The following is a 23830-nucleotide window of genomic DNA, read 5'->3' on the forward strand; positions in this document are numbered from 1 at the left end:
AGGTCCCGCGAAGGTCTCGCGAAGCCGGAAGGAAGCTGGCAGGGAGCTGGAAGGACGTAGGCACAGGCGGTCATACGTTCTGGGTCACTTCGTCGTGCGACCTCCCTCTCATCCGGCGTCGCGAGCGCAACCCCAGCCCTTAGACTCCCTCGCGTGACACGCCGCGGGCCGGTTGGCAAGATGGCCCGAGCGGTCGGCAAGGTGCGGTAACAGGGAGGAAGCGTCTCGTGAGCAGCAGGCCATCCCGAGGCGCTGCTCGCCTCGCAGCCATACTCGACGCGCTTCCCGATGCGTTGGTGCTGGTCAACGCCAATGGGACCGTCGTCAACGCCAACACCATCGCGCTGGAGACCTTCGAAGCGCCCGGGACCGCGTTGGTCGGGCGCGGGCTGCTCGATCTGCTGCCGCACTTCGACTCCAAGCTGATCCCCGGATCCATGCGGCGGCCCGACCACATGGACCCGCAGGGGCGGACCAAGCCGACCCGGATGATGGCCCGGCGGACGGACGGCAGCGAGTTCCCGGTCGAGGTCACGTCCGCGAATCTTGAGAACGGGCAACAGGCCTACGACGGCTACGGCTACAGCGGTGACGAGCTGCTCATGCTCGTCGTACGGGATCTGACCGGGACCGTCGACACCGAGGCCGAGCTGGCGCGTTCGCAGCGGCAGACCGAGATGATCCTGCGGGCCGCATCGGAAGGCGTCGTCGGGACCGACACCGACGGGCGGATCGTGCTCGTCAATCCGGCCGCCGCTCAGATACTGGGTTACCGGGCCAGCGACCTGGGCGGGCGGGAGCTGCACACGCTCGTGCTGCACTCCCGTGCCGACGGGTCTCCCTTCCCGTACGAGGAGTCTCCGCTCGCCGACACCCTGCGCTCGGGGCGCAAGCACCGGGTGCGTGGGCAGGTGCTGTGGTCCAAGTCGGGCGACAAGGTGTCCGTCGACCTGACGACCGCGCCCGTTCGCGACGGTGAGCAGCTCGTCGGCGCCGTGATGACCTTCACCGACCGTAGGCCCTACGACGCCCTCGCCGAGGAGAAGGCCGCCGCGGAGCAGCGGCACGAGGAGGAGCTGGAGCGGCTCGCCGAGGAGCACGCCTCCGAGCTGACCGCCCTGCGGCAGAAGCATGTGACGGAACTCGAGGAGCTCAAGGAGCGGCACGAGGAGGAGCTCGCCGCGGGCGAGGAGCGGTACGCCGCGCTCGGGGAGCGGGAGAAGGACCGGTACGAGGCCCTCGCCGGACGGCACGAACAGCTGCTGACCCTGCTCGGGCGTTCGCTGCGCGGTCCGCTCGACGAACTTCGCCGTGAGCTGTCCGCGCTCGCCGCGGATGACGCGGGGCAGCTGTGGCCCGAGGCCAATCAGGTGCTGCATCACCTGTCGGCCGGTTACTCGCGCATCACGACTCTGATCGACAACGTCCTCCAGTACCAGCGCCTCGACTCGGGTGGCGACGGGATCACCCGTACGAAGGTGATGCTCGACGCCGTCGTCGCCGCCGGTGTCGACGGGGCCGTCGAGCTCATCGGGCCGGGGCGGGTGCAGTTCGCCGTGCACGCCCCGCCCATCGAGGCGGAGGTCGACCCGCAGAGCCTCGCCACCGCGCTCGCGCATCTCGTCGCGGATGTCGCCGGCGTCGACGCGACCGGCAACTCGCCCGTGTCGGCGGGCGGTTACCTGGACAACACCGTCGTCGTCGCGGCGGCCCAGCGCGGTGAGGTCGTACGGATCGAGGTGCGCGGGCCGTACGCCGGGGGAGACCCGGTGCACGAGCCGATCGTGCGCGGGATCGTGCGGGCCCACGGCGGTGTGCTGCAGACGCACGAGGTGCCGGGGATGAGCGGGAACGCGTACGTCCTCGAAGTGCCCATCGGGGGTGGGGCCGGGGCCGTGCCCGCCGCTCCCCCTGCGGCCGAGGCCGGTGACGGGACCGAGGGTGCCGCCGTGACCGACGTGACCGCCGAGCAGGGTGCCGGTGGCGGGCGGCGGCGGGCCAGGCGGTCGTCCGTCGACGCCTTCCTGGACAGCGACGCGCCCGATGCCGACGCCGAGGGCGGCACCGCGGCCGGTGATGCCGAGGGTGGTGCGGTGCCTACCGGGCGGCGGCGCAGGCGCGCGCCCGCGCCCGAGCTCACCCAGGGAGACGCCGGAGCCGAGGGCTCCGGCGGTACCGGACGGCGGCGTGGACGGCCGGCCGAGAGCAGCGGGGACGGGGTCGCCGAGGGCGCCGTCGTCACGGCCGCCGAGCATGCGGCGGGGACCGCGGCCGCCGGGAACGGCCTGGGCGGGACCGTACCGCCGCAGGGCGTGCCCGCGCCGCCCAGTGGGCGCCGTGCCCGGCGCGACGGCGGGGAGCAGCACGCTCTGCCGCCCGCGTTGCCCGCGGCCGGTGAGGCCGCCCAGCCTGTTCCCGGGGCCGGTACGGCCGCCTCGGGCGAGACTCCTCAGCCGACCGGGCGTCGTCGGCGTGCCCTGGCCACCGCCGCCGAGCGCGGTGCCGCGCAGGCCCAGGAGGCGGGCCCCCGTCAGGTGTTCGCGCTGCCGCCGGCCGAGGCGGACCGGACGGTCGACGCGACCGAGGAGCAGGGCGGGGCCGAGCCGGCTTCCACCGCCGCTCCGGCGGCAACTGCGGGTGCGGGTGCGGCAGCGCCGGGGACTCCCGTGACTCCGGGTGCTCCGGTTCCGGTGCAGGCTCAGGTTCCCGGCCAGGGGGCCCCGGGTGACGTGCTCGCCGACGAGGGCCGGCACGATGCCGTGCCGCACGACCAGGCCGGGGACCACACCCCGCCGCAGCCGCATCCCACCAGCGCGCCGACCGGCCGCCGCCGACGGGCCGTGGCCCAGCCGCCTGCGGAAGCCGCCGGGACTCCTGCGCAGGGGGTGCCCGCACAGGCTGCCGCTGGTCCGGGTGCTGCGGGTGCTCAGAGTGCTCCGGGTGCTCCGGGTGCTCCGGGTGCTCCGGGTGCTCCTGCGCAGGCGACTCCGGGGCAGGGCGTCCAGGTGGCCGTCCCTGGTCAGGCCGTGCCCGGTCAGGCCGTGCCCGCGGGGGCGGTTCCCGTGCAGGCGGTTCCGGCTGGGCAGGTGGCTCCAGGGCAGCCGGTTCCGGGACAGCAGGGTCAGCCCCAGCCTGTGCCTGGACAGTCTGTGCCTGGACAGCCGATGCCCGGACAGCCCGCCCAGGCCGCTGCGCCGACCCAGCCCGCACCGACCCCCGCCGTCCCGGGCCAGGCCCTCCCCGCCGAGGCGGCCCCCGGTCAGGCCGTCCCCGCGCAGGGCACCCCGGCGCAGGGGACCCCGGCCCAGGGCGTTCCGGCCCCGCAGCCGTGGCCGGCGGCCGACGGCACGCCCGGCGCCGGGACAGCCGTACCGGCCGGTGGCGCTGCCGCCACGCCCGTACCGCCGACCCCGAGCGCCCCCCAGCAGGCCCAGCCTCAGCAACCGGCGCAGCCCCAGCCGGCCCAGGGCACCCCGGCTCCGGGGACGCCCCTGCCTCCCGAAGCCGCGGCGGCGGGCGCGGCCGGCCAGCAGCAGCGTGCGGCCCAGCCCCTGCCCGCGGAAGCCGCGGCCCCCGCCGCTCCCGCCGCTCCCGGTGTCCCGGCCGCGCCCGTCGACCCGAACTCCACCCAGGGCCGGGCGATCAGTGTGCGGACATTGGGGCAGGGCGTGCCGTTCACGCGACAGGCGGCTCAGGTGCAGCAGCCCGCGCTGCCGTCGGCCACGCCTCCCCCGCACCAGACCGGCGGCGGTGGACGGCGCCGCAAGCTGGGTACGCCGCCCGACCCCGCCACGCGGACGGGTGCCTCGGCGGAGCAGGCGGCGCGCCCGCATCCGCCGGCCGAGCAGCCGGTGCCGGCACAGCCACAGCCGCAGCCGTCGCTCGGCGGGCAGGCCCAGCCGTCGCTGGCCGGGCAGTCGCGGCTGGCTCCGATGACCGAGGGCGCCGGGCGGTCGTACGCCATAGGCGCGCCGGACGAGAACGCCGCCGAGGGACCCGAGCCGCTGGACGGGCCGGGCGGTGCCGTCGAGGTCGCCGACACCCCGCGTCCGCAGCCGATGGACGACGAGCTGCCGCCGGAGCCGCTCGACAACCCGCGTCGGCTGCTGGTGTGGCCGGCGCCGGACGTCACCACGCAGCAGGCGCTCAGCGATCGTGGCTACCGTCCCGTCATCGTGCACTCGCGCGAGGAGGTCGACGCACAGATCGCGGCGTTCCCGGCCGCGCTGTTCGTCGACCCGCTGACCGGGCCGATCACCCGGACCGCGCTGCAGTCGCTGCGGCAGGCGGCGGTGGCCGCCGAGGTACCGGTGATGGTGACGGCCGGGCTCGGACAGGCCTCGCGGGAGGCGGCCTACGGCGCCGATCCCGCCGTACTACTGAAGGCGCTCGCCCCGCGGGACAGTGAGCAGCACCCGCCCCGCGTGCTGCTCATCGAGGAGCACGCGGAGATCGCGCTGGCGCTGACCGCGACGTTGGAGCGGCGCGGGATGCAGGTGGCGCGGGCCGCGAGTGATGCCGACGCGGTGACGCTGGCGGGCGACTTCCGGCCGAACCTGGTCGTGATGGACCTGATGCAGGTGCACCGCCGCCGGGCCGGGATCGTGGACTGGCTGCGCGCGAACGGGCAGCTCAACCGCACCCCGCTCGTCGTCTACACCGCCGCCGTCGACCAGGCCGACCTGCCGCGGCTGGCGTCGGGTGAGACGGTGCTGTTCCTCGCCGAGCGGTCCACCAGCGCCGAGGTGCAGTCGCGGATCGTGGACCTGCTGGCGCGGATCGGGACCAACTGACGCCGGCCCCGGGGACGCACGTCAGGGCGCGATGATCCGGCGCGCCGCCTCCTTGATCGAGGCGCGCAGCCGGTCGCGGTCGGGGTCCTCGCCGCCGACCAGGATGCGGCTCATCTGCGGCACGACGGTGGCCCAGTTGGCTATCGCGACCAGCAGGAACAGCAGGTCCTGGGCCGGGATCGCGTCGGTGATGACGCCGCGGTCCTGGCCGTCCCGGACCGCGGCGACCTTGTGGGCGTAGTGGTCCTGGCGCTCGGTCTCGTCGGGCAGTTCGGTGAAGCCGTACTGGATGCCCTCCCAGTAGAGGAGGCGCAGCAGTTCGGGGTGGGCGGCGTGGTAGTCCATCAGCCGGTCCAGCCAGCCCTCGATGTCGTCCGGGTCGACGGGGACGGCCGCCGCGAGGTCGACCATGCACCGGCCGAGGACCTTGGAGAACAGCTCCGCCTTGTTGCCGAAGTAGGCGTAGATGAGCTGCTTGTTGGCCTTGGCCTCGGCCGCGATGCGGTCGATACGGGCGCCGGCGATGCCGTAGCGGGCGAACTCGGCGACGGCCGCGTCGAAGATGCGGGCCTTGGTGGCCTCGGGGTCCCTTACTCCCATGGGATCAGGGTAGCGGGTAAGTAACCAACTGTTTGGTTGACAGAGAATTCGGCGGCGGAGCAGACTGTCGACCGTGCCAACCAACCAGTTAGTTGCTAGAGCGGGCTCGAAGGAGTCCGGGTTCGAAGGAGTTCCTCCGCTCATGCCGTCGACCACCACAGCTCACCGTCTCCGGGCGTCGGCCCCTCGGACGGAGACGTCCCGCCTCTTCCTTCCCCTCGTCGCCCTCTGCTCCGCCGTCACGGCCGCCAACATCTATCTCGCGGCCCCGCTGCTCTCGGTCATCGCGCGCGACTTCGGCACCGCTCCCTCGGCCGTCGCCTGGATCGCCTCGGTCGCGCAGTTCGGGTACGCCGCCGGTCTGCTCTTCTTCGCCCCGCTCGGCGACCGCGTGAGCCGCCGTCCGCTGGTCGCCGTCCTCTCGCTGGCCACGACGGCGGCCCTGGCCGTCGCCGCCGCGGCGTCCGGGACCACCGCGCTCGCGGCCGCCGTCCTCGTCGCCTCCGCCGCGACCGTCGTCCCGCAGCTGCTGGTCCCGCTCGTCGCCGAACGCGCCCCCGCCGACCGCCGCGCCCGCCATGTCGCCGCCGTCATCGCCGGACTGTTCACCGGCATCGTCGCGGCTCGCGTCCTCGGCGGCCTCGCCGGACAGGCCTTCGGCTGGCGGTGGGTGTTCCTGGGCGCGGCCGTCCTCACCGGCGTACTCGGCCTGCTGACCGCCGCCGCCCTGCCCGCCGAACGTCCCCGCCCCACCGGCGGCGGCCTCGGCGGTCTCCTCTCGGGCCTCACCGCGATGCCGGGCCTGGTGCGCCGCTCCCCTGACCTGTGGCGCGCCTGCATACGGCAGGCCGGCATGTACGGCGCCTGGAGCGCCCTGTGGACCTCGCTGACCCTGCTGCTGACGGGGCAGCCCTACGCCCTGTCGACCGCGACCGCCGGGCTCTTCGGCCTCTTCGGGCTTACGGCGAGTGCCGTGGCACCGCTCGCGGGCGGCCTGGTCGACCGCTTCGGCGCCGCCAGGGTCGTACGGTCCGCGTATCTGCTGGCCGCCGTGTCCGTGCCGCTCTTCTGGCTGGGCGGGCAGGTGATGGTCGCGCTGTTCGTGGCCGCCGTCGTCATCCACGCCGCCCTGGTCGCGTCCCATGTCGCCAACCAGACCCTCGCCCTGACGACCACGTCCTCCCCCGCGACCGCCAACAGTGCCTACGTCGTCGCCGGTTTCGCGGGCGGCGCCACCGCTTCGGCCCTGGCGGGCTTCGCCTTCGGGCAGTGGGGGTGGGGCGGGGTTGTCGCGGTCGCGGGGGTGTGGCTGGTGCTGGGGTGGGGGCTTACTGGCGTACGGCGGTGAGCCGTGCGGTAGTGAGTCGTGCGGTAGTGAGTCGTGCAGTAGCGAGCCGTGCAGCGCTGAGTCGTACAGCAGTGATTCGTACGGCAGTGTTCGTATGGCGGTGAGTCCCACAGCGGTGAGCCGTACGGCGGTGAGTCCCACAGCCGTGAGCCGTACGGCGGTGAGTCCCACAGCCGTGAGCCGTACAGCGCTGAGCCGTACAGCGTGAAGGCGTCGGTGGCCGGGACGAGTCCACCCCGTCCCGGCCGCCGTACACCTCTCAGAGCTTGGTGACGTCCAGGCCGCCCTCCGCGTACTGCTTGCGCAGCACCTTCTTGTCGAACTTGCCGACGCTGGTCTTCGGCACCGCCGGGATGACCGTCCAGCGCTCCGGGAGCTGCCACTTGGCGATCTTGCCCTCGTCGGCGAGGAAGGCGCGCAGGGTCTCGAAGTCGGCGGTGGCGCCCTCCTTGAGGACGACCGTGGCCAGCGGGCGCTCGCCCCACTTGTCGTCGGGGACGGCGACCACGGCGGCCTCGGCGACGTCCGGGTGGGACATCAGGGCGTTCTCCAGCTCGACCGAGGAGATCCACTCGCCGCCGGACTTGATGACGTCCTTGGCGCGGTCGGTGAGGGTGAGGAAGCCGTCGGGGGAGATGATGCCGACGTCGCCGGTCTTCAGCCAGCCGTCCTCGCTGAACTTGTCGGCGGGGCGCAGCGGTTCGCCGTCGGGGCCGTTGTAGTAGGCGCCCGCGATCCAGGGGCCCCGCACCTCCAGCTCGCCGGCCGACTCGCCGTCCCAGGGGAGGCGCTCGCCGCCGGGGCCGGTGAGGCGGGCCTCGACTCCCGCCGGGAAACGGCCCTGCGTGAGGCGGTACGCGAACTCCTCCGCCGTACCGACCGCGTGGGCCGGCGGGCGGGCGACCGTGCCGAGCGGGGAGGTCTCCGTCATGCCCCAGGCGTGGCAGACCCGCATGCCCAGCTTGTCGAACGCCTCCATGAGCGAGGGCGGGCAGGCCGAGCCGCCGATCGTCACCTGGACGAGGGTGGAGACGTCCCGGGGCTTGGCGGTGAGCTCGGCGAGCAGGCCCTGCCAGATGGTGGGCACGGCCGCCGCGTGGGTCGGCTTCTCGCCCTCGATCATCTCGGCGAGGGGCGCGGGCTGGAGGAAGCGGTCCGGCATCAGCATGTTGACGCCGGTCATGAAGGTGGCGTGCGGCAGGCCCCAGGCGTTGACGTGGAACTGGGGGACCACGATCAGCGATGTGTCCTGGTCGGTCAGACCCATCGACTGGGTCATGTTGACCTGCATGGAGTGCAGATAGACCGAGCGGTGGGAGTAGACGACACCCTTCGGGTCGCCCGTGGTGCCGGAGGTGTAGCACATCGAGGCGGCCTGCCGCTCGTCCAGCTCCGGCCAGTCGTACGTGGTCGGCTTGCCGGCGATCAGTTCCTCGTACTCGTGCACCTGGGCGGAGGCGTCCGCGAGGAGGGAACGGTCACCCGGCCCCGACACCACCACGTGCTCGACCGTCTTGAGGTGCGGGAGCAGCGGGGCGAGCAGGGGGAGGAGGGAACCGTTGGCGATGACGACCCGGTCGGCCGCGTGGTTGACGATCCAGGCCAGCTGCTCGGCCGGGAGGCGCAGGTTGAGGGTGTGCAGGATCGCGCCCATGGAGGGGATCGCGAAGTAGGCCTCGACGTGCTCGGCGTTGTTCCACATCAGGGTCGCGACCCGCTCGTCGCCGGTCACGCCCAGGTCCTCACGCAGGGCGTGTGCCAGCTGGGCCGCACGTGCACCGACCTCGGCGAAGGAACGGCGGTGCGGCTCGGCCTCGCCGGTCCAGGTGGTGACCTGCGATGTGCCGTGGATCGTCGACCCGTGGGTCAGGATCCTGGAGATCAGCAGCGGTACGTCCTGCATGGTGCTCAGCACGGCGTCCTCCCGGGGCGACATTGCCTACGCGGTAGTAAGGGCTGCGGAGATTCTGCGCGCATACCGCGCGGTATGTCACTAGGGTCGGCCGATCGATCATGTCACGTTGCGTTCATGCGGTTGTGCCGGTAACGGAGCCGTGCCTCCCCGCTAACGGACCAGCCCCAGCTCAGGGTCCTCGCGCAGCTTCCCGAGGGCTCGTGACACGGCCGACTTCACCGTGCCGACGGACACCCCGAGCACCTCGGCCGTCTGGACCTCACTGAGGTCCTCGTAGTACCGCAGGACGACCATCGCCCGCTGCCGTGCCGGTAGCCGCATGATCGCCCGCCACATGGCGTCGTGCAGCGCCTGCCGCTCCGCGGGGTCGTCGTCCTGGCTGGGTACGGGCTCCGGCTCGGGCAGCTCGTCGCAGGCGAACTCGTCCACCTTGCGCTTGCGCCACTGCGAGGTCCGGGTGTTCAGCAGCGCCCTGCGCACATAGCCGTCGAGCGCGCGATGGTCCTCGATGCGCTCCCAGGCGACGTATGTCTTCGTGAGCGCGGTCTGCAGCAGGTCCTCGGCGTCGCTCGGGTTCGCGGTGAGCGACCGGGCGGTACGCAGCAGCACCGGCTGGCGGGCCCGCACATACGACGTGAAGGAGGGGTACGTCGCGTTCGGGAAGGTCTGCCTCGCTGATGTAGCGGCGTCGGAAGCGCTGGTGCAGACGGGTGTGGTCATGGCTCCACGCTATGAGCGGCCCCTGCCTCGGCGGATCGGCCGCAGGTGCCGAAGCAGCGTCCGCCTCAGGTTGTAGGGGTGGGGCTGACTCCACCTCCTGAAGGTGGACGAGCGAGGGACACCTCATGCGGGATTACCCCTGGGGGTCACCCATCGGCACGGCAGGGTCAGGGCCGTCCGGCGGTGGGAGGGTCAGGGCCGTCCGGCGGTGGCAGACCCCGGGCCGTCCGGCGGTGGCAGACCCCGGGCATCCATCGGCGGGAGGCCCAGGTCACCACCCACCGGCGGGAAGGCCCAGGCGCCGCCCACCAGCGGGAAGGCCCAGGTCACCGCCCGCCAGCGGAATGGCCGTGGTCGCCCACCGGTGGGAAGGCCCGGTCGCCACCCACCACCGGCGACGAGGCCCAGGTCACCACCCACCAGCGGGAGGTCCGCGGTCACCCACCAGCGCTAAGGTCCCGGCCCCACCAACCGGCGGCAGGACCAGCTGTCCCGCCCGCGACAAGGCCCAGGTCACCCGTCGGCAGTAAGGACCAGCCCCGACGTCGGCACCCCCGTGCCCGCCGTCACCAGCACCCGGGCTGCCCCGGCTATCTGGTTCACGGACGTCCCCCACACCTGCTTCACCCCCTCCGCGATGCCGTTCATCCCGTGCAGATACGCCTCGCCCAGCTGCCCTCCGTGGGTGTTGAGCGGCAGCCGCTCCGCGGCGACGAAGTCTCCGGCCTCCCCCTTTCCGCAGAACCCGAACTCCTCCAACTGCATCAGTACGAACGGCGTGAAGTGGTCGTACAGGATCCCCACGTCGATCTCCCCCGGCCCCAGCCCCGCCGTCCGCCACAGTTGCCGCGCCACCACGGCCATCTCCGGCAGGCCGGTGAGGTCGTCCCGGTAGAAGCTCGTCATCTGCTCCTGCCCGCGGCCGGCGCCCTGGGCCGCCGCCGCTATGACGGCCGGCGGGTGGGGCAGGTCGCGGGCCCGGTCGATGGACGTGACGACGAGCGCCTGGCCGCCGTCCGTCTCCTGGCAGCAGTCCAGCAGCCGCAGCGGCTCGACGATCCAGCGCGAGGCCGCGTGGTCGGCGAGGGTGATGGGTCTGCCGTGGAAGTACGCGGCCGGGTTGGTCGCCGCGTACCTGCGGTCCATGACCGCCACATGCCCGAACACCTCCGGCGTCAGCCCGTACGTGTACAGATACCGCTGGGCCGCCATCGCCACCCACGACGCGGGCGTGAGCAGCCCGAACGGCAGCGACCAGCCGAGCGCCACGCCCTCCGCCGACGGCTCCCGATGCTGCACTCCCGAGCCGAAGCGCCGCCCCGACCGCTCGTTGAACGCCCGGTAGCAGACCACCACCTCGGCGACCCCCGTCGCCACGGCGAGCGCCGCCTGCTGGACGGTCGCGCAGGCCGCCCCGCCGCCGTAGTGGACACGGGAGAAGAAGGACAGCTCTCCCATCCCGCAGGCCTGGGCCACGGTGATCTCCGGGCTGGTGTCCATCGTGAACGTCACCATCCCGTCCACGTCCCCGGGCGTCAGCCCCGCGTCGTCCAGCGCGGCCCGCACCGCCTCCACGGCCAGCCGGAGCTCGCTGCGGCCCGAGTCCTTGGAGAACTCGGTGGCCCCGACCCCGACGATCGCCGCCCGCCCGGCGAGGGCGTCCCGCGCACGGACGCTCATGCCGGGCCCGCCGACGGGACTGTGGCCGTCGTCCCCGCCGGGACGGTGACCGTCACCGTGCCGGTCACATGTCTGCCGATGCTGTTCGCGCCGACCACCCGTACCGTCGCCGTGTCGTCGTCGACCTCCTCGACCGTGCCCCTGAGCACCATGGTGTCTCCCGGGTAGTTGGGCGCCCCGAGCCGTATGGCCACCCTGCGCAGTACGGCCGTCGGTCCGAAGTGATCGGTGATGTAGCGGCCGACCAGGCCGTTCGTCGTCAGGATGTTCATGAAGATGTCGGGGGAGCCCTTCTGGCGGGCCAGCTCCGCGTCGTGGTGCACGTCCTGGTAGTCGCGCGAGGCGATGGCACCGGCGACGATCAGTGTGCGGGTGATCTCCAGCTCCAGCGGCGGCAGTTCGTCCCCGGCGTTCATACCGTCTCCTCCCGGACCCGCCAGATCGGCAGCACCAACTCCTCGTCGTACTCCTGGAATCCGAGTCGCACCGGCAGTCCGATCCGGACCTTGTCGTACGGCACTCCGGCTACGTTGCCGATCATCCGCACGCCTTCCGCCAGCTCGATCAAGCCGACCGCGTAAGGAGGGTCGAAGGCCGGGAACGGCGGGTGGTGCATCACGACGTACGAATAGACCGTGCCCTCGCCGCTCGCCTCGACCGTGTCCCAGTCCAGGCCGCCGCAGGCGTTGCAGCCGGGCAGCCAGGGGTGGCGCAGGGCGCCGCAGCCGGTGCAGCGCTGGATGAGCAGTCTGTGCTGCCGGACGCCCTCCCAGAAGCCGGCGTTGTCGCGGTTCACGACGGGGCGCGGGCGAGAGGGCTGCTTCCGCGCGCCTGGCCGACCTGCCTGACGCCGGGGTGCGTACTTGAGGATGCGGAAGCGGTGAGTGCCCGCGAGGTCGGGGCCGGCGCGGATGTCCATGCGGGTCGTGACGAAGTAGCCCGTGCCGAGCTTCGTCGTCTTCTTCTCCGACACCGACTCGATCACCGAGTCGAAGGAGATCTCGTCCCCGGGCCGCAGGGGCCGTAGATAGTCCTGCTCGCAGTCCGTGGCGACCACCGAGGTGTACCCCGCCTCGTCGAGCAGACCGAGCAGCTCCTCGTACGTCTGGGTGCGTCCCGTATGGCCGGAGAGGCCGCCCATGGTCCACGCCTGGAGCATGGTGGGCGGGGCGATCGCGTCCGGTCCCGAGTACGCCGGGTTGGTGTCGCCCATGGCCTCGCACCAGTGCCGGATCATGGGCGCGTTGACGGGGTCCTTGCCCACGCCGGCTACAGCGGCCGGCCGGCCCTCATAGGCCTTCAGCCGTGTCTCCAGCTCGTCGATCGCTTCCCTGTCATGGCTCAGCCCCAGCTCGTACTTCACCGTCGCCCCCTCGTCCTCATCGCCCCACGGCGCATCGCGCTGACACTTCTGGTACACCGCGACCGCCGATCCGGTTCCCACGAGTTCGGGGCCAGCCGCTGCACTGCCACGAAGCCCCTACGAAGGTTTCTGACTGTCCGTCAGATAGCGCACGCTGTCAAGGCCGCCCGGAGACGCCTGAAAACGCCTGCGCGGCGGCACCGAAGTACCGCCGCGCAGACGCGTTACACCCCACAAAGCACACCCACACAAAGCACACCCACACAGAGCACACCCACACAGATCGAGAGGGCCGGTGCATGAGCACCGGGGCACCGACCCTCTCAGCTCACCTCAGCTCACCACCACAGCGGCGTGAAGTGGACGGCCGCGTTGTCGTCGCCCTGGTTGACGGACGTGGACGCGGAGCCGTTGACCTGGGCCGTGCTGCTCCGGTTCGAGGGCGGCGGCGAGCGGAATGGCGGAGACCGCGGCGATGACGCGGGCGGTACGGATGCTTGCCATGTCGTTCCTCCAGAACAGGTACGCCCAGGCTCCCCGCCGGGCGCACACGTGGTGCATGAAGCACTGCTCGTTCCAAGGCAGTTGGTCGACCGCCCCGGAGTCGTACACGACGTCGCGAGATCAGAGTTGCCCACCGAATCCCCGGCGAACCACCCTGGAAGCCGCTATTCGCCCTGAAGCGTGATGACTAGTCGATAAACCATTTTCGTCACTTCCAGCCCCCGGACCCGGGTAGCGCGAAGAGCTCCACCCAAGCCCCACCAGGGGCGAAGCACCCGCCGCAGACTTCCGGACCCATCCCCCCCCGACCCGCGAATCACCGACGGAGCACCCGAGTGCCCCTTTCCTTTTTCGAACATTCGTACGAACATAGAGGCATGGCCACCACCGACCGGCAGGCCACGACGCTGGCCCTCGCACACGCCCTGTCAGCCGCCGAACGCGGACTGGCCGTCATCCCCCTGTCCCGGACGAAGCTCCCGGCCCTGCGCTCCCCGCACCGCGACGACCCCGCTCCCGCCCCCTGCCACGGCGAGTGCGGGCGCTTCGGGCACGGGGTCTACGACGCCTCCACCGACCCGGCCCGCATCCGCGAACTCTTCGCGGCCGCCCCCTGGGCGACGGGCTACGGCATCGCGTGCGGACTGCCCCCGCACCACCTGATCGGCATCGACCTCGACACCAAATCCGGTACGGACTCCTCGGCCGCCCTGCGCGTACTGGCCCTTCGCCACCTGTTCACGATTCCGCCGACGGTGGTCGTCCTGACCCCGAGCGGCGGCCGCCACCTCTGGCTGACCGGCCCGCCCGACGTCGTCGTCCCCAACTCGGCGGGACGTCTCGCACCCGGCATCGACATCCGAGGAGCCGGTGGCTACCTCGTGGGCCCCGGCTCCCGCACCGACCACGGCGTGTACAGCACCGCTCCCGGCACCTCCCACATCGCCCCCGCGCCCTGTCCGCGCGCCCTCCTGCGCCTGCTCCTCCCCCCACCGCGCACCCACCACCCCACGCCCCCGTCGACCGGCGGACACGGGCAGGGGCTCGTCCAGTTCGTGCTCGCCGCCCACGAGGGTCAGCGCAACACCCGTCTGTTCTGGGCGGCCTGCCGCGCCTACGAGGACGGCATCGGCCCCGCCCTCGTCGAGCCCCTCGTCGAGGCGGCCCTCAACACCGGCCTGACCGAACGCGAGGCCCGCGCGACGATCGCGTCGGCGGCGCGGATGATGGGGCACCGGCCCTGACGGGGACCGGCCCGGCGTCCGACAGGCCTCGAAATTCAGGGGAGATCGATGCACCGCCGCCCTAGGGTGCCGACCATGTCGCTGACCCGCCTCGTCCTCATGTCCGGCCGCTCGATCGACCTCTCCGAGCTGTGGCTCTCCTCGACGTACGGCGGGATGCTGGAGGGCTACCCGTGCAAGCTGGTCAACGAGATGAAGATCAAGGGCCTCCTGCGCGCCGCCGAAGAGGCCCACCCCGCCACGCCGGTGCACCTCGTCCCGCCGCCCCGCGACTACCCCGACCAGTACGCCGGCGCGTTCGGACCGGTCGAGGTGATGCCCGCGGTGGCCTGCGTCGGCGCCTTCCGCTCCACGGCCCTCGACCGCGACCACGACCCGATCCTGTACCGCTCCGCCCTCACGATCATCTGGTTCCAGCCCACCCCGCACGTGCCGTCGGGATGCGACGCGGAGGAGGCGCTGCGGGAGGTTCCGTGGGAGGAGCTGGCTCGGGACTACGAGCTCTAAATACGGCCCGTGGCGGGAAACAGCGGCAAAACACGAAAAGTGGAGGGAAAAACGGCTTCGCGCGCAGGCAAGCAGGTATGCCAGGGTCGGTCGATGAGCGTTTCCCAACGTGAGCTGCTGCGCGGCAGTTCGACCTCACCTGGGCGTTGTCGAGTACCACCTTGACCGGCTCCGGCCCGAGGAGTTCCTCTGGGAACCGGCACCGCACTGATGGACGGTACGCCGGGCCGCCGACGGCACCTGGGTGCCGGACTGGGCCGAGACCGAGCCCGACCCCGTCCGGGTGCCGACCATCGCCTGGGTGAGCCGGCACATCGGCTTCTGGTGGAGCGTGGCCGCCGACCATCTGCGGGGCCGCCCGCCCAGGGAACGGACCGACATCACCTGGCCGGGCGGCGGAGAGGCCACTGTCGCCTGGCTGCGCGGCCTCCGTGTGGACTGGCTGGCGGCGCTGGGCCGACTCGACAACACGGACCTGGACGCCACGGCGCCGTTCCCCTTGGCCGAACGACCCCCAGTACACCGTCACCCACATGATCGGCTGGGTGAACGCCGAGCTGATGAAGAATGTCGCGGAGATCGGACAGCTGAGGCTGCTGCGGACACAGCGATCGGCACGCTGATCCTCACCACCGACGCTGGGTGAAGGGGCATTCCCGCGAGATGTCCCATCCGGCAAAGGGCGCCAAAATGGACAGCAGGGCAGTAGGGCAGTAGCTGCTGTTCGCTCTGGATCGGAGACGCCATGACGGACCTCAAGCTGGAGCAAAAGCGCTCGCTGTCGCGCCTTGAGGCGGCCGATCAGCTCGAGGCCCTCGCGACGGCGCTACGGCAAGGCGGGGATGCCGAACTCGCACTCGATCCATGGAAGCTGAGCCTGCGGATCCCCGCCGACCTGCGCGGCGAAATCGAGGTCGAGGTCAGTGAGGGCGAGATCGAGCTGGAGATCGAGTTCAAGTGGCCGACCGCATCGGCCGCCGGGACGTCGCCGGAGGCGGCAGCAGGGGCGGAGAAGACCGGGGACAGGCGGAAGAGCGCGGCTTCCCGTCCCAGGCGAACCGGCACCGGCGGAGGCAGAACGGCCAAGCGGACCGCCGCAAAGAAGTAAACGCCACGAAGTCCTGAGACGTGCCAGGAAGGGGCGCCGGAAACCCGGGCACCCCTTCTCACCTGGCCTTATGTCGCCTGACAAGCGGTGGGTGTGGGATTTGAACCCACGGTGACTCGCGCCACGACGGTTTTCAAGACCGTTCCCTTAGGCCGCTCGGGCAACCCACCTCGGCCCCGGCCCACCTGGGGCGGAGCGGCTACAGCCTACCGGCCTCCGGCGTCACGCGGGGGCCGTGGTCCGCACGGGGCCCACACCGCCGCACGACCCCCACGGGCCGCCACAGTCCAAAGGGGGTCTTGACCGAACCACAGGGAGGCCTGAACCAATCTCAGAGCGGCACGCCCGTGGGGTCCTTCACCTTGGGCAACTCCCGCATGGTGCGAACCGGTGAGAGGAGTACCGGGAAGACGCTCAGTGTCATGCCGGCTGCCCCGATCCACAACGTGGCCGTTGCCCCGAACACAGAACCCGAGGCCCCACCCACGACTCCGCCCACAGGAATGCCGCCCCAGGACACGAAGCGAGCTGTCGCACTCATCCGACCCAGAAGGCGGTCCGGTGTGAGGGCCTGTTGAAAGCTTGCTTGAGCCACGAAGCGGACGACTCCGCCCAGCGAAAGGGCCGCGAGTCCGAGCGCAGCCACATACACACTCCACCCCGGTCGCGCCAAGGGCATCAGAACTGTCAGCGGGCAGGTGACGAGTGACGCCAGCCAGATGACCGGACCTTGTCCGATCAAGTTCGAGACTTTGGTGGCCAACAGTGCACCCAGTAAGGCACCGCAGCCCATGCCCGACAGAATGAGCCCGATGCCGAAGGATTCAAGCCCTGCCTCCCTTTCCAAGAAGACCAGCAACATGGTCTGATACATAATCAGGAAGAGGTTGAATACCGCGTCGCCCAGCATGATCGCGCGCAGGGCGGAATTCCTGAGAACGAACTTCAGCCCCTCCTTGATGTCCCGCCCCAGTCGAGAGCCCTCGCTCGGCTCCGGCGTCTGTTCACGCTTGCGGATACGGATGGCCAGGAGACCGGACATGGCCATTCCGGCGGAACTCGCCAAGAGCGTCACCGGGGCTCCGACCCAGCCGATCAGTGGCCCTGCCACCGCCGGCCCGCCGATACTGGTCACCGAGCGTATTGCCGAGAGCTTCGAGTTCCCTTCCACAAGATTTGCGCGTCCCACCAAGTGCGGTAGATAGCTGACGTACGCGACATCGAAAAAGACGGTCAGCACTCCGTGAGTCAATGCGGCGGCGCAGAGCAACCAGATCGTCAGGACGTCTGCCCACCACGCCAGCGGTACCGTCAAAAGGACCAGCGCCCTTGAAAAGTCGGCTCCTATCATCACCGATCGCTTGCGCATACGGTCCACCCACGCGCCCGCCGGCAGCCCGACCAGGAGGGATCCTGCCGTGGTCATCGCGGTCAGCAGTCCGACCTGGAACTCATCGGCCTTCAAAGCCACGATGGCGACGAGAGGCAACGCCAGAAAAATGATGCGGTCGCCCAGCTGGCCGAGCGCGGTGGCGGCGAACAGACGCCCGAAGTCCGGATCGCGTAAGAGGCCGAGCCGGGACGGAATCGACATTCGGGTCACCTTTCTGTCGCTGCTACGGGCGGTCGACTGCGAATTCGTAAACCACTTCCCGGCGCGCGTCCGGAATGACGATGTCGGCGGTTTCCACCGGACGTCCGTCGGTGTCGTAGATGGTCCGCTCGATATGGAGCACCAGGTCTCCGACACTGATCCCCAAAAGGTTGGCCTGGGGCTGGGTGGCACGAGCGGGGCGCGGCAGCTCGACCACGGTCTCGACGACCACGCCGATCGAGCGCATACGCTCGACCACTCCCTTTCCCGCTAGGGGGCCCATTTCCGGCAGGACGATCGGCGTTCCGTCCGTGATGGCCATCGGCTCCCAGGACGCGGAAAGCTGGACGGGCTGGCCGTCGGCGAGGAACTCGTAATGGGTGTTGGCGCAGAGACCTCCGGGGCTGATGGCGAGCCGCTCGGCGATTGCCTCAGGTGCGGGGACGCGCACCTGGCTGTGGGAATCCCAGGCGTTGGCCCTGCCCCGCTCCGTTGGTGTGCCGATGCCGGAGGAAGCCCGGCGTTCGCGGTGCCGGGAACGGACTATCCGCAGACGCTCGCGCGGCACACGGACGTAGGTGCCCGACCCCGCCCGGCCTTCGAGAAGGCCCTCGGCGATCAAACGGTCCACGGCCCTCTGCATGACGTTGCGCCCGACCCCGTACTCCTGGGCGAGTCGTACGCGCGACGGCAGCCGCTCCCCGATCTGCCACTCTCCCGCGAGAATCCGTACGCGCAGCACGTCGGCCACGGCAAGGTACGGCGCCTCTCGGGGCATGTGGACTCTCCGGTTGCTCTGCTGCACGGCCGCGGGTGATTCCAGGCGGCGTTGGCAAGCTACTGCAGCGGACGAAAGCTACTGGAGTAGAAATACGTTCGGTGCTTGGCAGCGGAACAGAGCAGCGGAACAGAGCGGACTTGTCGCTCAGGACTCCCCACTCAGGACTCGTCGCTCAAGCGGACTCCGTTGGTGGCGGTGTCGAAAACCGGCCGGTACTTGTGCCATTCCGCGTCCGGCGCGGAGAGGTAGATCACGTACTGCGTGCCGTCGGCGCTCGCGAAAGCCAGTTCCGCCGCCCGGTACTTACGCGCCCGGCCGTCGAAGGTGAACTCCCAGTACCCGGCGGGCCGTCCGCGGAAAGTCGTCGCGGCCATCCTCACCCGTTCATAGCCGGGATTGTCGCGACGGGTCTGCTCCTCCTCCGTCTCCCGCCAGTGCCGTACGGGATCCGTGCCCGCGAACTCGACGACGTTGACCCGCAGGCCCACCAGTTCCGACGGGTCGATGTAGACGAGCTCACCACCGGGCAGCGTCTTCCTGCTCCAGCCGTCCCGCACGGGCACGGAGAGGCCGCTGCCCACCTTCTGGAGGTGGTATCCGGCGGGGAGCGGCGGCGGGGTCGTGGTGCTGGGAGAGGGGGTGGCGGCGTCGGCCCCGGACGCCTGCGTACGCCGCTGGTCCGCCCTGCCGTCGAGCCACCACAGGGTGCCGCCCGCCAGGCAGGCGGTGAGGGTCACCGCCAGGGCCGACAGCAGTACCGTACGGCGGCGGTTGCCGCTGCTGTTCCGTCCGGAAGGGGCGGGCTCGCCGGCACGCTCCGGCCGTGTGGGCGGATCGACGCGGGCGGTTCGGGTGCCGGCCACCTCGCCCAGGCGGCGCTCGACCTCGTGCACGTCCATGCGCCGGCCGGGGTCCTTGACCAGCAGCCCGTCGATCACCGGGGTCAGGTCCCCGGCGTTGCGCGGAGGCTCGTAGGGGTCGGTGACGATGGAGTACGCGGTCTCGATCGGGGTGTCGCGGCGGAACGCGTCCCGCCCCTCGACCGCCTGGTACAGCGTCGCCCCGAGGGCCCACAGATCACTGGCGGGGCCGGGCTCGGTGTCTGCGCTCCGGAGGCGTTCGGGCGCCAGGTAGCAGATGGAGCCGATCAGCTCGCCGGGCTTGGTCAGTGACGACGTTCCCGACTCCATGGCGATCCCGAAGTCGGTGAGGACGATCCGCCCGTCGTCGCCGAGCAGGACGTTGGCGGGTTTGACGTCCCGGTGCAGAACCCCGGCACTGTGGGCGGCGCGCAGGGCCGCGGCCATGGCACAGCCGATCCGGGCGGCTTCGGCGGGCGGCAGCGCACCCCGCCGCTTCAGGACGTCGCTCAGTGTGACGGAGGGTATGTACTCCATGACGATGCAGGGCAGGCCCTCGTCGTCGAGCACGTCGTGCACCACGATCACGTTCGGGTGGGTGATCCGGGCGGCGCTGCGGGCCTCGCGGCGGGTGCGCTCGTAGAGGGTGCGGATCTCGTCGTCCTGCAGGTGGGGCGGGATGTGCAGCTTCTTCAGAGCAACGTGGCGGCCCAGCAGCTTGTCCTCGGCCCGCCACACGGTGCCCATGCCGCCGCTGCCCACCCGCTCCACCAGCAGGTACCGGTCGGCGACGAGCCGCCCAAGATCGGACACCGCGAGACCGTCCCCTTCTCTGTGTCCCTGTCGCGTGGTGCTTCCCATTCGCGAACAGTCGAGGTCGAGAAGGCACGATAGTCCATCCGAGTGGATCGACACGGTAACCGGTCGCTCAACGGCCGTCGGCGCGCCTTCCACTGGTCCCCGCAAGGCGGGGACCAGTGGAAGGGGGACCAGAGGAAGAGAGGGGCACGCGCGCGTCGGGTCCGCTCTTGTCGGAGTGCGAGGTACGCGCGCGTGGCCGGTGGCGTCAGCTGTCGCCCGTACGTGAGCCCAGGGTGAGTTCGACCGTGCGGGACTGGCCGTCCCGTTCGTAGGTGATCGTGACCCTGTCGCCGGGCTTGTGGGTCCAGATCTCGCCGATCAGGGTGGGGCCGGAGTCGATCACCCTGTCGTCGAGCTTGGTGATGACATCACCGGGCTTCAGACCCGCCTTGGCTGCGGGGCCGCCCGCCTCCACCGCGTCCGAGCCTCCGGCGCCCTGCTCGATGATCTTCGCGCCGTCGGTGGTGTCCTCCAGGGAGACGGACGCACCGATCTTGGCGTAGACCGGCTTGCCGGTCTTGATCAGCTGCTTGGCGACGTACTCGGCCTGGTTGATCGGAATGGCGAAGCCGAGGCCGATCGAGCCGGACTGGCTGGTGCCGCCCAGGCCGTTGGCGGCGGACTGGATCGCGGAGTTGATGCCGATGACGTTGCCCTGCGCGTCCAGCAGCGGGCCGCCGGAGTTGCCGGGGTTGATCGAGGCGTCCGTCTGCAGGGCGCTCATGTAGGAGGCGTTGCTGCCGGTGCCGTCGCTGGAGGCCACCGGGCGGTTCTTGGCGCTGATGATGCCCGTGGTGACCGTGTTGGAGAGACCGAAGGGGGCGCCGATCGCGATCGTGGAGTCGCCGACCGCCACCTTGTCGGAGTCGCCGAGCGTCAGCGGCTTGAGGTCCGAGGGGGCGTCCTTGAGCTTGATGACCGCCACGTCGTAGCCCTGCGCGTGGCCGACGACCTCCGCGTCGTACTTCTTGCCGCTCGGGAAGGTCGCCGTGAGCTTGCCGCCGTCGACCGCGTCGGCCACCACATGGTTGTTGGTGACGATGTGGCCCTCGGTATCGAAGACGAAGCCGGTGCCGGTGCCGCCCTCGCCGCTGCTGCTCTCCGCCTGGATCGTGACGGTGCTGGGCAGCGCCTTGGCGGCCACGCCCGCGACCGTGCCCGGGTCGCGCTTGATGTCGCCCCCGCTGTCGGCGGCGGAGACGGTCGTCGAGGAAGTGGTGTCCTCGTTCTTGGCCAGGGTGTAGCCGAGGCCGCCGCCCAGGCCGCCCGCGACCAGCGCGGCGACGAGGACCGCGGCGAGCAGACCGCCGCGCCCGCGGCCGGACTTCGGCGCCGGCTGCTGGTAGGTGGCACCCCAGCCGGATCCCGCACCGGCACCGCCCGCACCGAAACCGGCACCGCCTGCGGCGGCACCGTGGTCCCCGTACGGCGGTGTGCCGGGCGGCGGCGGGGGCGGCCAGGAGGCGTCGGGGGCCGAGCCCTGGGCGGCCGGCGGCTGAGCCCCGTTCGCGGCCCCCTGGTGGGCGATCGGCGGGGCGGCGATCGGCTGGGCGGCGATCGGCTCGGCGGCGGTCTGCTGGTCGGCCGTCGGCTGGGCGGCGATCGGCTCGGCGGCGATCGGCTGGGGCTCAGGGGAGGCCGGCGGCTGGACTCCGTTCGCGGACGGCTGAGACCCGTTGGAGGCCGCCGGTGCGGCGTACGGCTGGGTGCCGTTCGAGTTCGCCGGCGTGCCGTTCGGCACCGGCGGGGGTGGGGCGGTGGGGGCGGCACCGCCCTCGTGAGCCGGGTGCTCCTGGGACGCCGGAGCAGCGGGAGCATCCACCGGCACGGGGGGTGCGGACGGGGCCGGGGGTACCGCGGCGCCCTCGTTCTCGGTGCTCACAGCTTCTCTCCTCGATCCACGGCTGTTGTCTTCGGTCGCACTCGGTCACGCCCGTTCACGCTTGTCCACGGCCGGTGCGCTCAGCTGTACATGCGCTTTGTGCATGCCTTTTTGTATGCCGTCAGCTTTTCCCACGGGCCGTCAGAGCACCATAAGCGGTGGCTGTGGGTCCGCGGCCACTCTTTATATAGGTCATGTGTGACTAAACGGGCGCAATCCCAGAGCCCTCACGACTCCTCCCGGTCGCACGTCTACCCACGCGCGGTGGCACCATGACGCGGTGACCCACGCACGGCAGCACCAGATCCAAGTCGTCGCCCACCGCGGAGCCTCCGAAGACGCTCCCGAGCACACCCTGGCCGCGTACAAGAAGGCGATCGAGGACGGTGCGGACGCCCTCGAATGCGACGTACGCCTCACCGCGGACGGCCATCTCGTCTGCGTTCACGACCGCCGCGTCAACCGTACGTCCAACGGCCGCGGCGCGGTCTCGGCCCTGGAACTCGCCGAGCTCGCCGCCCTGGACTTCGGCTCCCGCAAGAACCGCGACTCGTGGAAGAACCGCGCCGAGGAGCCGGACTGGGAGTTCCGGCCGGAGGACCCCGAGGACACCTCGGTCCTCACTCTGGAGCGGCTGCTGAAGCTCGTCGCCGACGCGGGGCGGCGCGTGGAGCTGGCGATCGAGACCAAGCACCCGACACGCTGGGCCGGGCAGGTCGAGGAGCGGCTGCTGCTCCTGCTGAAGCGGTTCGGGCTCGACGCACCCGCCTCGGCCGCCACGTCACCGGTGCGCGTCATGAGCTTCTCGGCCCGCTCGCTGCATCGCGTGCGTGCCGCCTCGCCGACGCTTCCGACGGTCTATCTGATGCAGTTCGTCTCACCCCGGCTGCGGGACGGACGGCTGCCGGCGGGCGTCCGTATCGCGGGCCCCTCCATCCGGATCGTGCGCAGTCACCCGGCCTATGTGGAGCGCCTGAAGCGGGCCGGCCACCAGGTGCACGTCTGGACCGTCAACGAGCCCGAGGACGTCGACCTCTGCGTCGAGCTGGGCGTCGACGCCATCATCACCAACCGCCCGCGCGCGGTGCTCCAGCAGCTCGGCCGCTGACCCGCGCGCGTCCCGAAGCAGACCCCGCACGACCCGCGCGCCCCCAGGCAAACCGCGCACCGGAAAACCCCCTAAACCTCACCAACCCCTGTCCGACCTCTTGACCCGGCAACCCCTCCAACCCCATCCTCCACTCTCGGCCACACCATCGAATTCCAGCCATCTCGATTACGGGGAGTGCTCCGGCGCGTTCGGTCCGTATTCGATCGTTGCGAATGCGTCCCCGGGCGTTGATTGGCCGGTTTCCGGTACAGGCCAATGGGGCATCCACACCGTGGCGTGGGGCAAAGGAGGTCTCGGGGGTGGCGTTGGTGGTGGCACAGGAGGTGCCCACGTCGTCGAGCATGGCCGTACCCCATGGCCCTGCGGGCGTGGGGGAAGCGAGACACCGTATGCGCTCTCAGTTGCGCATGGGTGGCGTTGCGGAATCGGTCATCGACGACGCCGTACTGATTCTTTCCGAACTCTTGAGCAACGCGTGCAAACACGGCCGACCACTGGGTGACGCGCTGGCCGGGGACGGCGACGTGCGGGCCGCCTGGCGTGTGGACGCGAGCGGCAGGCTCACGGTGGAGGTGACGGACGGCGGCGGGCCCACCCGCCCTGCTCCGGCCACGCCCTCGGTCACCGCGCACGGCGGCCGCGGGCTGAACATCATCACCGCCCTGGCCGACGACTGGGGCGTACGGGACGACGCCCGGGGCGAGGTCACCGTCTGGGTGGTGGTCCACGGGGACGTTCATGATCCGGACGCCGGGCACCGCCGCGACGACTTCGCTACGCGCGTCGCAGCGCCGACGGTGGGCGCGATACCCGGCCTCGACTTCGCGGACGCCTTCGACGACCTGGACTGAGAGTGCCGGGTCCGGCAGCGGGTCCGCAGGCGGCCCGGACCGCTCGGCTCCCGGCACGACCCGGTGGGTTGTCCACAGGCTCCCGCCGGTCATGGCGTGAACGGCTAG

At 71.2% G+C, this 23830-nt stretch carries 17 protein-coding genes, 1 tRNA gene and 1 pseudogene; 8 read left to right on the forward strand and 11 right to left on the reverse strand.

Features of this window, described 5'->3' with window-relative positions:
• Window positions 1-227 precede the first annotated feature (227 nt).
• Window positions 228-4793, forward strand: coding sequence for a PAS domain-containing protein (locus AQI70_RS06395; protein WP_079051175.1), 4566 nt, complete (start codon window positions 228-230; stop codon window positions 4791-4793).
• 21 nt (window positions 4794-4814) lie between these two features.
• Here AQI70_RS06395 and AQI70_RS06400 read toward each other — a convergent pair whose 3' ends face one another.
• Window positions 4815-5393: a TetR/AcrR family transcriptional regulator gene (locus AQI70_RS06400; protein WP_062145376.1), complete on the reverse strand. Its 579-nt coding sequence runs from the start codon at window positions 5391-5393 to the stop codon at window positions 4815-4817.
• A 142-nt stretch (window positions 5394-5535) separates the two neighbouring features.
• On the opposite strand from AQI70_RS06400, the gene AQI70_RS06405 reads away from it, so the two are divergent.
• A complete protein-coding gene (locus tag AQI70_RS06405) occupies window positions 5536-6741 on the forward strand; it encodes an MFS transporter (RefSeq protein WP_062145381.1) in 1206 nt (401 codons plus the stop codon).
• A 259-nt stretch (window positions 6742-7000) separates the two neighbouring features.
• Here the strand turns inward: AQI70_RS06405 and AQI70_RS06410 are convergent, their stop codons facing one another.
• The 5 genes from AQI70_RS06410 to AQI70_RS06430 all read right to left on the reverse strand — a co-directional run bounded on the left by AQI70_RS06410 (window position 7001) and on the right by AQI70_RS06430 (window position 12419).
• Window positions 7001-8677 (reverse strand): long-chain fatty acid--CoA ligase, encoded by a 1677-nt coding sequence (locus AQI70_RS06410; RefSeq protein ID WP_062145383.1) that lies wholly within the window; start codon window positions 8675-8677, stop codon window positions 7001-7003.
• A gap of 129 nt (window positions 8678-8806) precedes the next feature.
• On the reverse strand, window positions 8807-9376 hold the full coding sequence (locus AQI70_RS06415; RefSeq protein ID WP_062145385.1) for a SigE family RNA polymerase sigma factor: 570 nt from the start codon (window positions 9374-9376) through the stop codon (window positions 8807-8809).
• Between the two features lie 513 nt (window positions 9377-9889).
• Complete coding sequence (locus AQI70_RS06420; RefSeq protein WP_062145389.1) at window positions 9890-11056, reverse strand: lipid-transfer protein; 1167 nt, start codon at window positions 11054-11056, stop codon at window positions 9890-9892.
• Window positions 11053-11472: a MaoC family dehydratase gene (locus AQI70_RS06425; RefSeq protein ID WP_062145391.1), complete on the reverse strand. Its 420-nt coding sequence runs from the start codon at window positions 11470-11472 to the stop codon at window positions 11053-11055. Before AQI70_RS06425 ends, AQI70_RS06420 begins: the two co-directional genes overlap by 4 nt.
• Window positions 11469-12419, reverse strand: coding sequence for a bifunctional MaoC family dehydratase N-terminal/OB-fold nucleic acid binding domain-containing protein (locus AQI70_RS06430; protein WP_244181498.1), 951 nt, complete (start codon window positions 12417-12419; stop codon window positions 11469-11471). The genes AQI70_RS06425 and AQI70_RS06430 overlap by 4 nt, the downstream gene beginning before the upstream one ends.
• Before the next feature lie 881 nt (window positions 12420-13300).
• Between AQI70_RS06430 and AQI70_RS06435 the strand changes: the two genes are divergently transcribed.
• The 4 genes and pseudogenes from AQI70_RS06435 to AQI70_RS06450 all read left to right on the forward strand — a co-directional run bounded on the left by AQI70_RS06435 (window position 13301) and on the right by AQI70_RS06450 (window position 15782).
• On the forward strand, window positions 13301-14167 hold the full coding sequence (locus AQI70_RS06435; RefSeq protein WP_062145393.1) for a bifunctional DNA primase/polymerase: 867 nt from the start codon (window positions 13301-13303) through the stop codon (window positions 14165-14167).
• A gap of 75 nt (window positions 14168-14242) precedes the next feature.
• Entirely contained in the window at window positions 14243-14674 is a 432-nt protein-coding gene (locus AQI70_RS06440) for a hypothetical protein (RefSeq protein WP_062145394.1), read from the forward strand.
• A 93-nt stretch (window positions 14675-14767) separates the two neighbouring features.
• Window positions 14768-15297 (forward strand): annotated as a pseudogene (locus AQI70_RS06445) (DinB family protein).
• A 122-nt stretch (window positions 15298-15419) separates the two neighbouring features.
• Entirely contained in the window at window positions 15420-15782 is a 363-nt protein-coding gene (locus AQI70_RS06450) for an amphi-Trp domain-containing protein (protein ID WP_062145396.1), read from the forward strand.
• An 85-nt stretch (window positions 15783-15867) separates the two neighbouring features.
• Here the strand turns inward: AQI70_RS06450 and AQI70_RS06455 are convergent.
• The 5 genes from AQI70_RS06455 to AQI70_RS06475 all read right to left on the reverse strand — a co-directional run bounded on the left by AQI70_RS06455 (window position 15868) and on the right by AQI70_RS06475 (window position 21760).
• Window positions 15868-15952 (reverse strand) — tRNA-Ser (locus AQI70_RS06455).
• A 161-nt stretch (window positions 15953-16113) separates the two neighbouring features.
• Complete coding sequence (locus AQI70_RS06460) at window positions 16114-17376, reverse strand: MFS transporter (protein WP_062145398.1); 1263 nt, start codon at window positions 17374-17376, stop codon at window positions 16114-16116.
• 22 nt (window positions 17377-17398) lie between these two features.
• Window positions 17399-18154 carry a GntR family transcriptional regulator gene (locus tag AQI70_RS06465; protein ID WP_062145400.1) on the reverse strand — a complete coding sequence of 252 codons (756 nt, stop codon included), beginning with the start codon at window positions 18152-18154 and terminating at the stop codon, window positions 17399-17401.
• Between the two features lie 161 nt (window positions 18155-18315).
• Window positions 18316-19830, reverse strand: a complete 1515-nt coding sequence (locus AQI70_RS06470) for a serine/threonine-protein kinase (RefSeq protein WP_062145401.1) — start codon at window positions 19828-19830, stop codon at window positions 18316-18318.
• 253 nt (window positions 19831-20083) lie between these two features.
• Entirely contained in the window at window positions 20084-21760 is a 1677-nt protein-coding gene (locus tag AQI70_RS06475) for a S1C family serine protease (protein WP_062145403.1), read from the reverse strand.
• Window positions 21761-22040: 280 nt separating this feature from the next.
• Here AQI70_RS06475 and AQI70_RS06480 point away from each other — a divergent pair, with 280 nt between their 5' ends.
• Window positions 22041-22868 (forward strand): glycerophosphodiester phosphodiesterase, encoded by an 828-nt coding sequence (locus tag AQI70_RS06480; RefSeq protein ID WP_062145405.1) that lies wholly within the window; start codon window positions 22041-22043, stop codon window positions 22866-22868.
• 215 nt (window positions 22869-23083) lie between these two features.
• Window positions 23084-23722, forward strand: coding sequence for an ATP-binding protein (locus tag AQI70_RS06485; protein ID WP_062145407.1), 639 nt, complete (start codon window positions 23084-23086; stop codon window positions 23720-23722).
• Window positions 23723-23830: the final 108 nt, after the last annotated feature.

Origin of the sequence: Streptomyces curacoi, assembly GCF_001513975.1 — a bacterium.
Lineage (GTDB): Bacteria > Actinomycetota > Actinomycetes > Streptomycetales > Streptomycetaceae > Streptomyces > Streptomyces curacoi.

Bases quoted from the DNA above. Each gene is read 5' to 3' on its own strand.
- AQI70_RS06415 (WP_062145385.1), bottom strand. From the start codon at position 9,376: ATGACCACACCCGTCTGCACCAGCGCTTCCGACGCCGCTACATCAGCG.
- AQI70_RS06420 (WP_062145389.1), bottom strand. From the start codon at position 11,056: ATGAGCGTCCGTGCGCGGGACGCCCTCGCCGGGCGGGCGGCGATCGTC.
- AQI70_RS06485 (WP_062145407.1), top strand. From the start codon at position 23,084: ATGCGTCCCCGGGCGTTGATTGGCCGGTTTCCGGTACAGGCCAATGGG.
- AQI70_RS06465 (WP_062145400.1), bottom strand. From the start codon at position 18,154: ATGCCCCGAGAGGCGCCGTACCTTGCCGTGGCCGACGTGCTGCGCGTA.
- AQI70_RS06435 (WP_062145393.1), top strand. From the start codon at position 13,301: ATGGCCACCACCGACCGGCAGGCCACGACGCTGGCCCTCGCACACGCC.
- AQI70_RS06405 (WP_062145381.1), top strand. From the start codon at position 5,536: ATGCCGTCGACCACCACAGCTCACCGTCTCCGGGCGTCGGCCCCTCGG.
- AQI70_RS06400 (WP_062145376.1), bottom strand. From the start codon at position 5,393: ATGGGAGTAAGGGACCCCGAGGCCACCAAGGCCCGCATCTTCGACGCG.
- AQI70_RS06410 (WP_062145383.1), bottom strand. From the start codon at position 8,677: ATGTCGCCCCGGGAGGACGCCGTGCTGAGCACCATGCAGGACGTACCG.
- AQI70_RS06460 (WP_062145398.1), bottom strand. From the start codon at position 17,376: ATGTCGATTCCGTCCCGGCTCGGCCTCTTACGCGATCCGGACTTCGGG.
- AQI70_RS06440 (WP_062145394.1), top strand. From the start codon at position 14,243: ATGTCGCTGACCCGCCTCGTCCTCATGTCCGGCCGCTCGATCGACCTC.
- AQI70_RS06450 (WP_062145396.1), top strand. From the start codon at position 15,420: ATGACGGACCTCAAGCTGGAGCAAAAGCGCTCGCTGTCGCGCCTTGAG.
- AQI70_RS06425 (WP_062145391.1), bottom strand. From the start codon at position 11,472: ATGAACGCCGGGGACGAACTGCCGCCGCTGGAGCTGGAGATCACCCGC.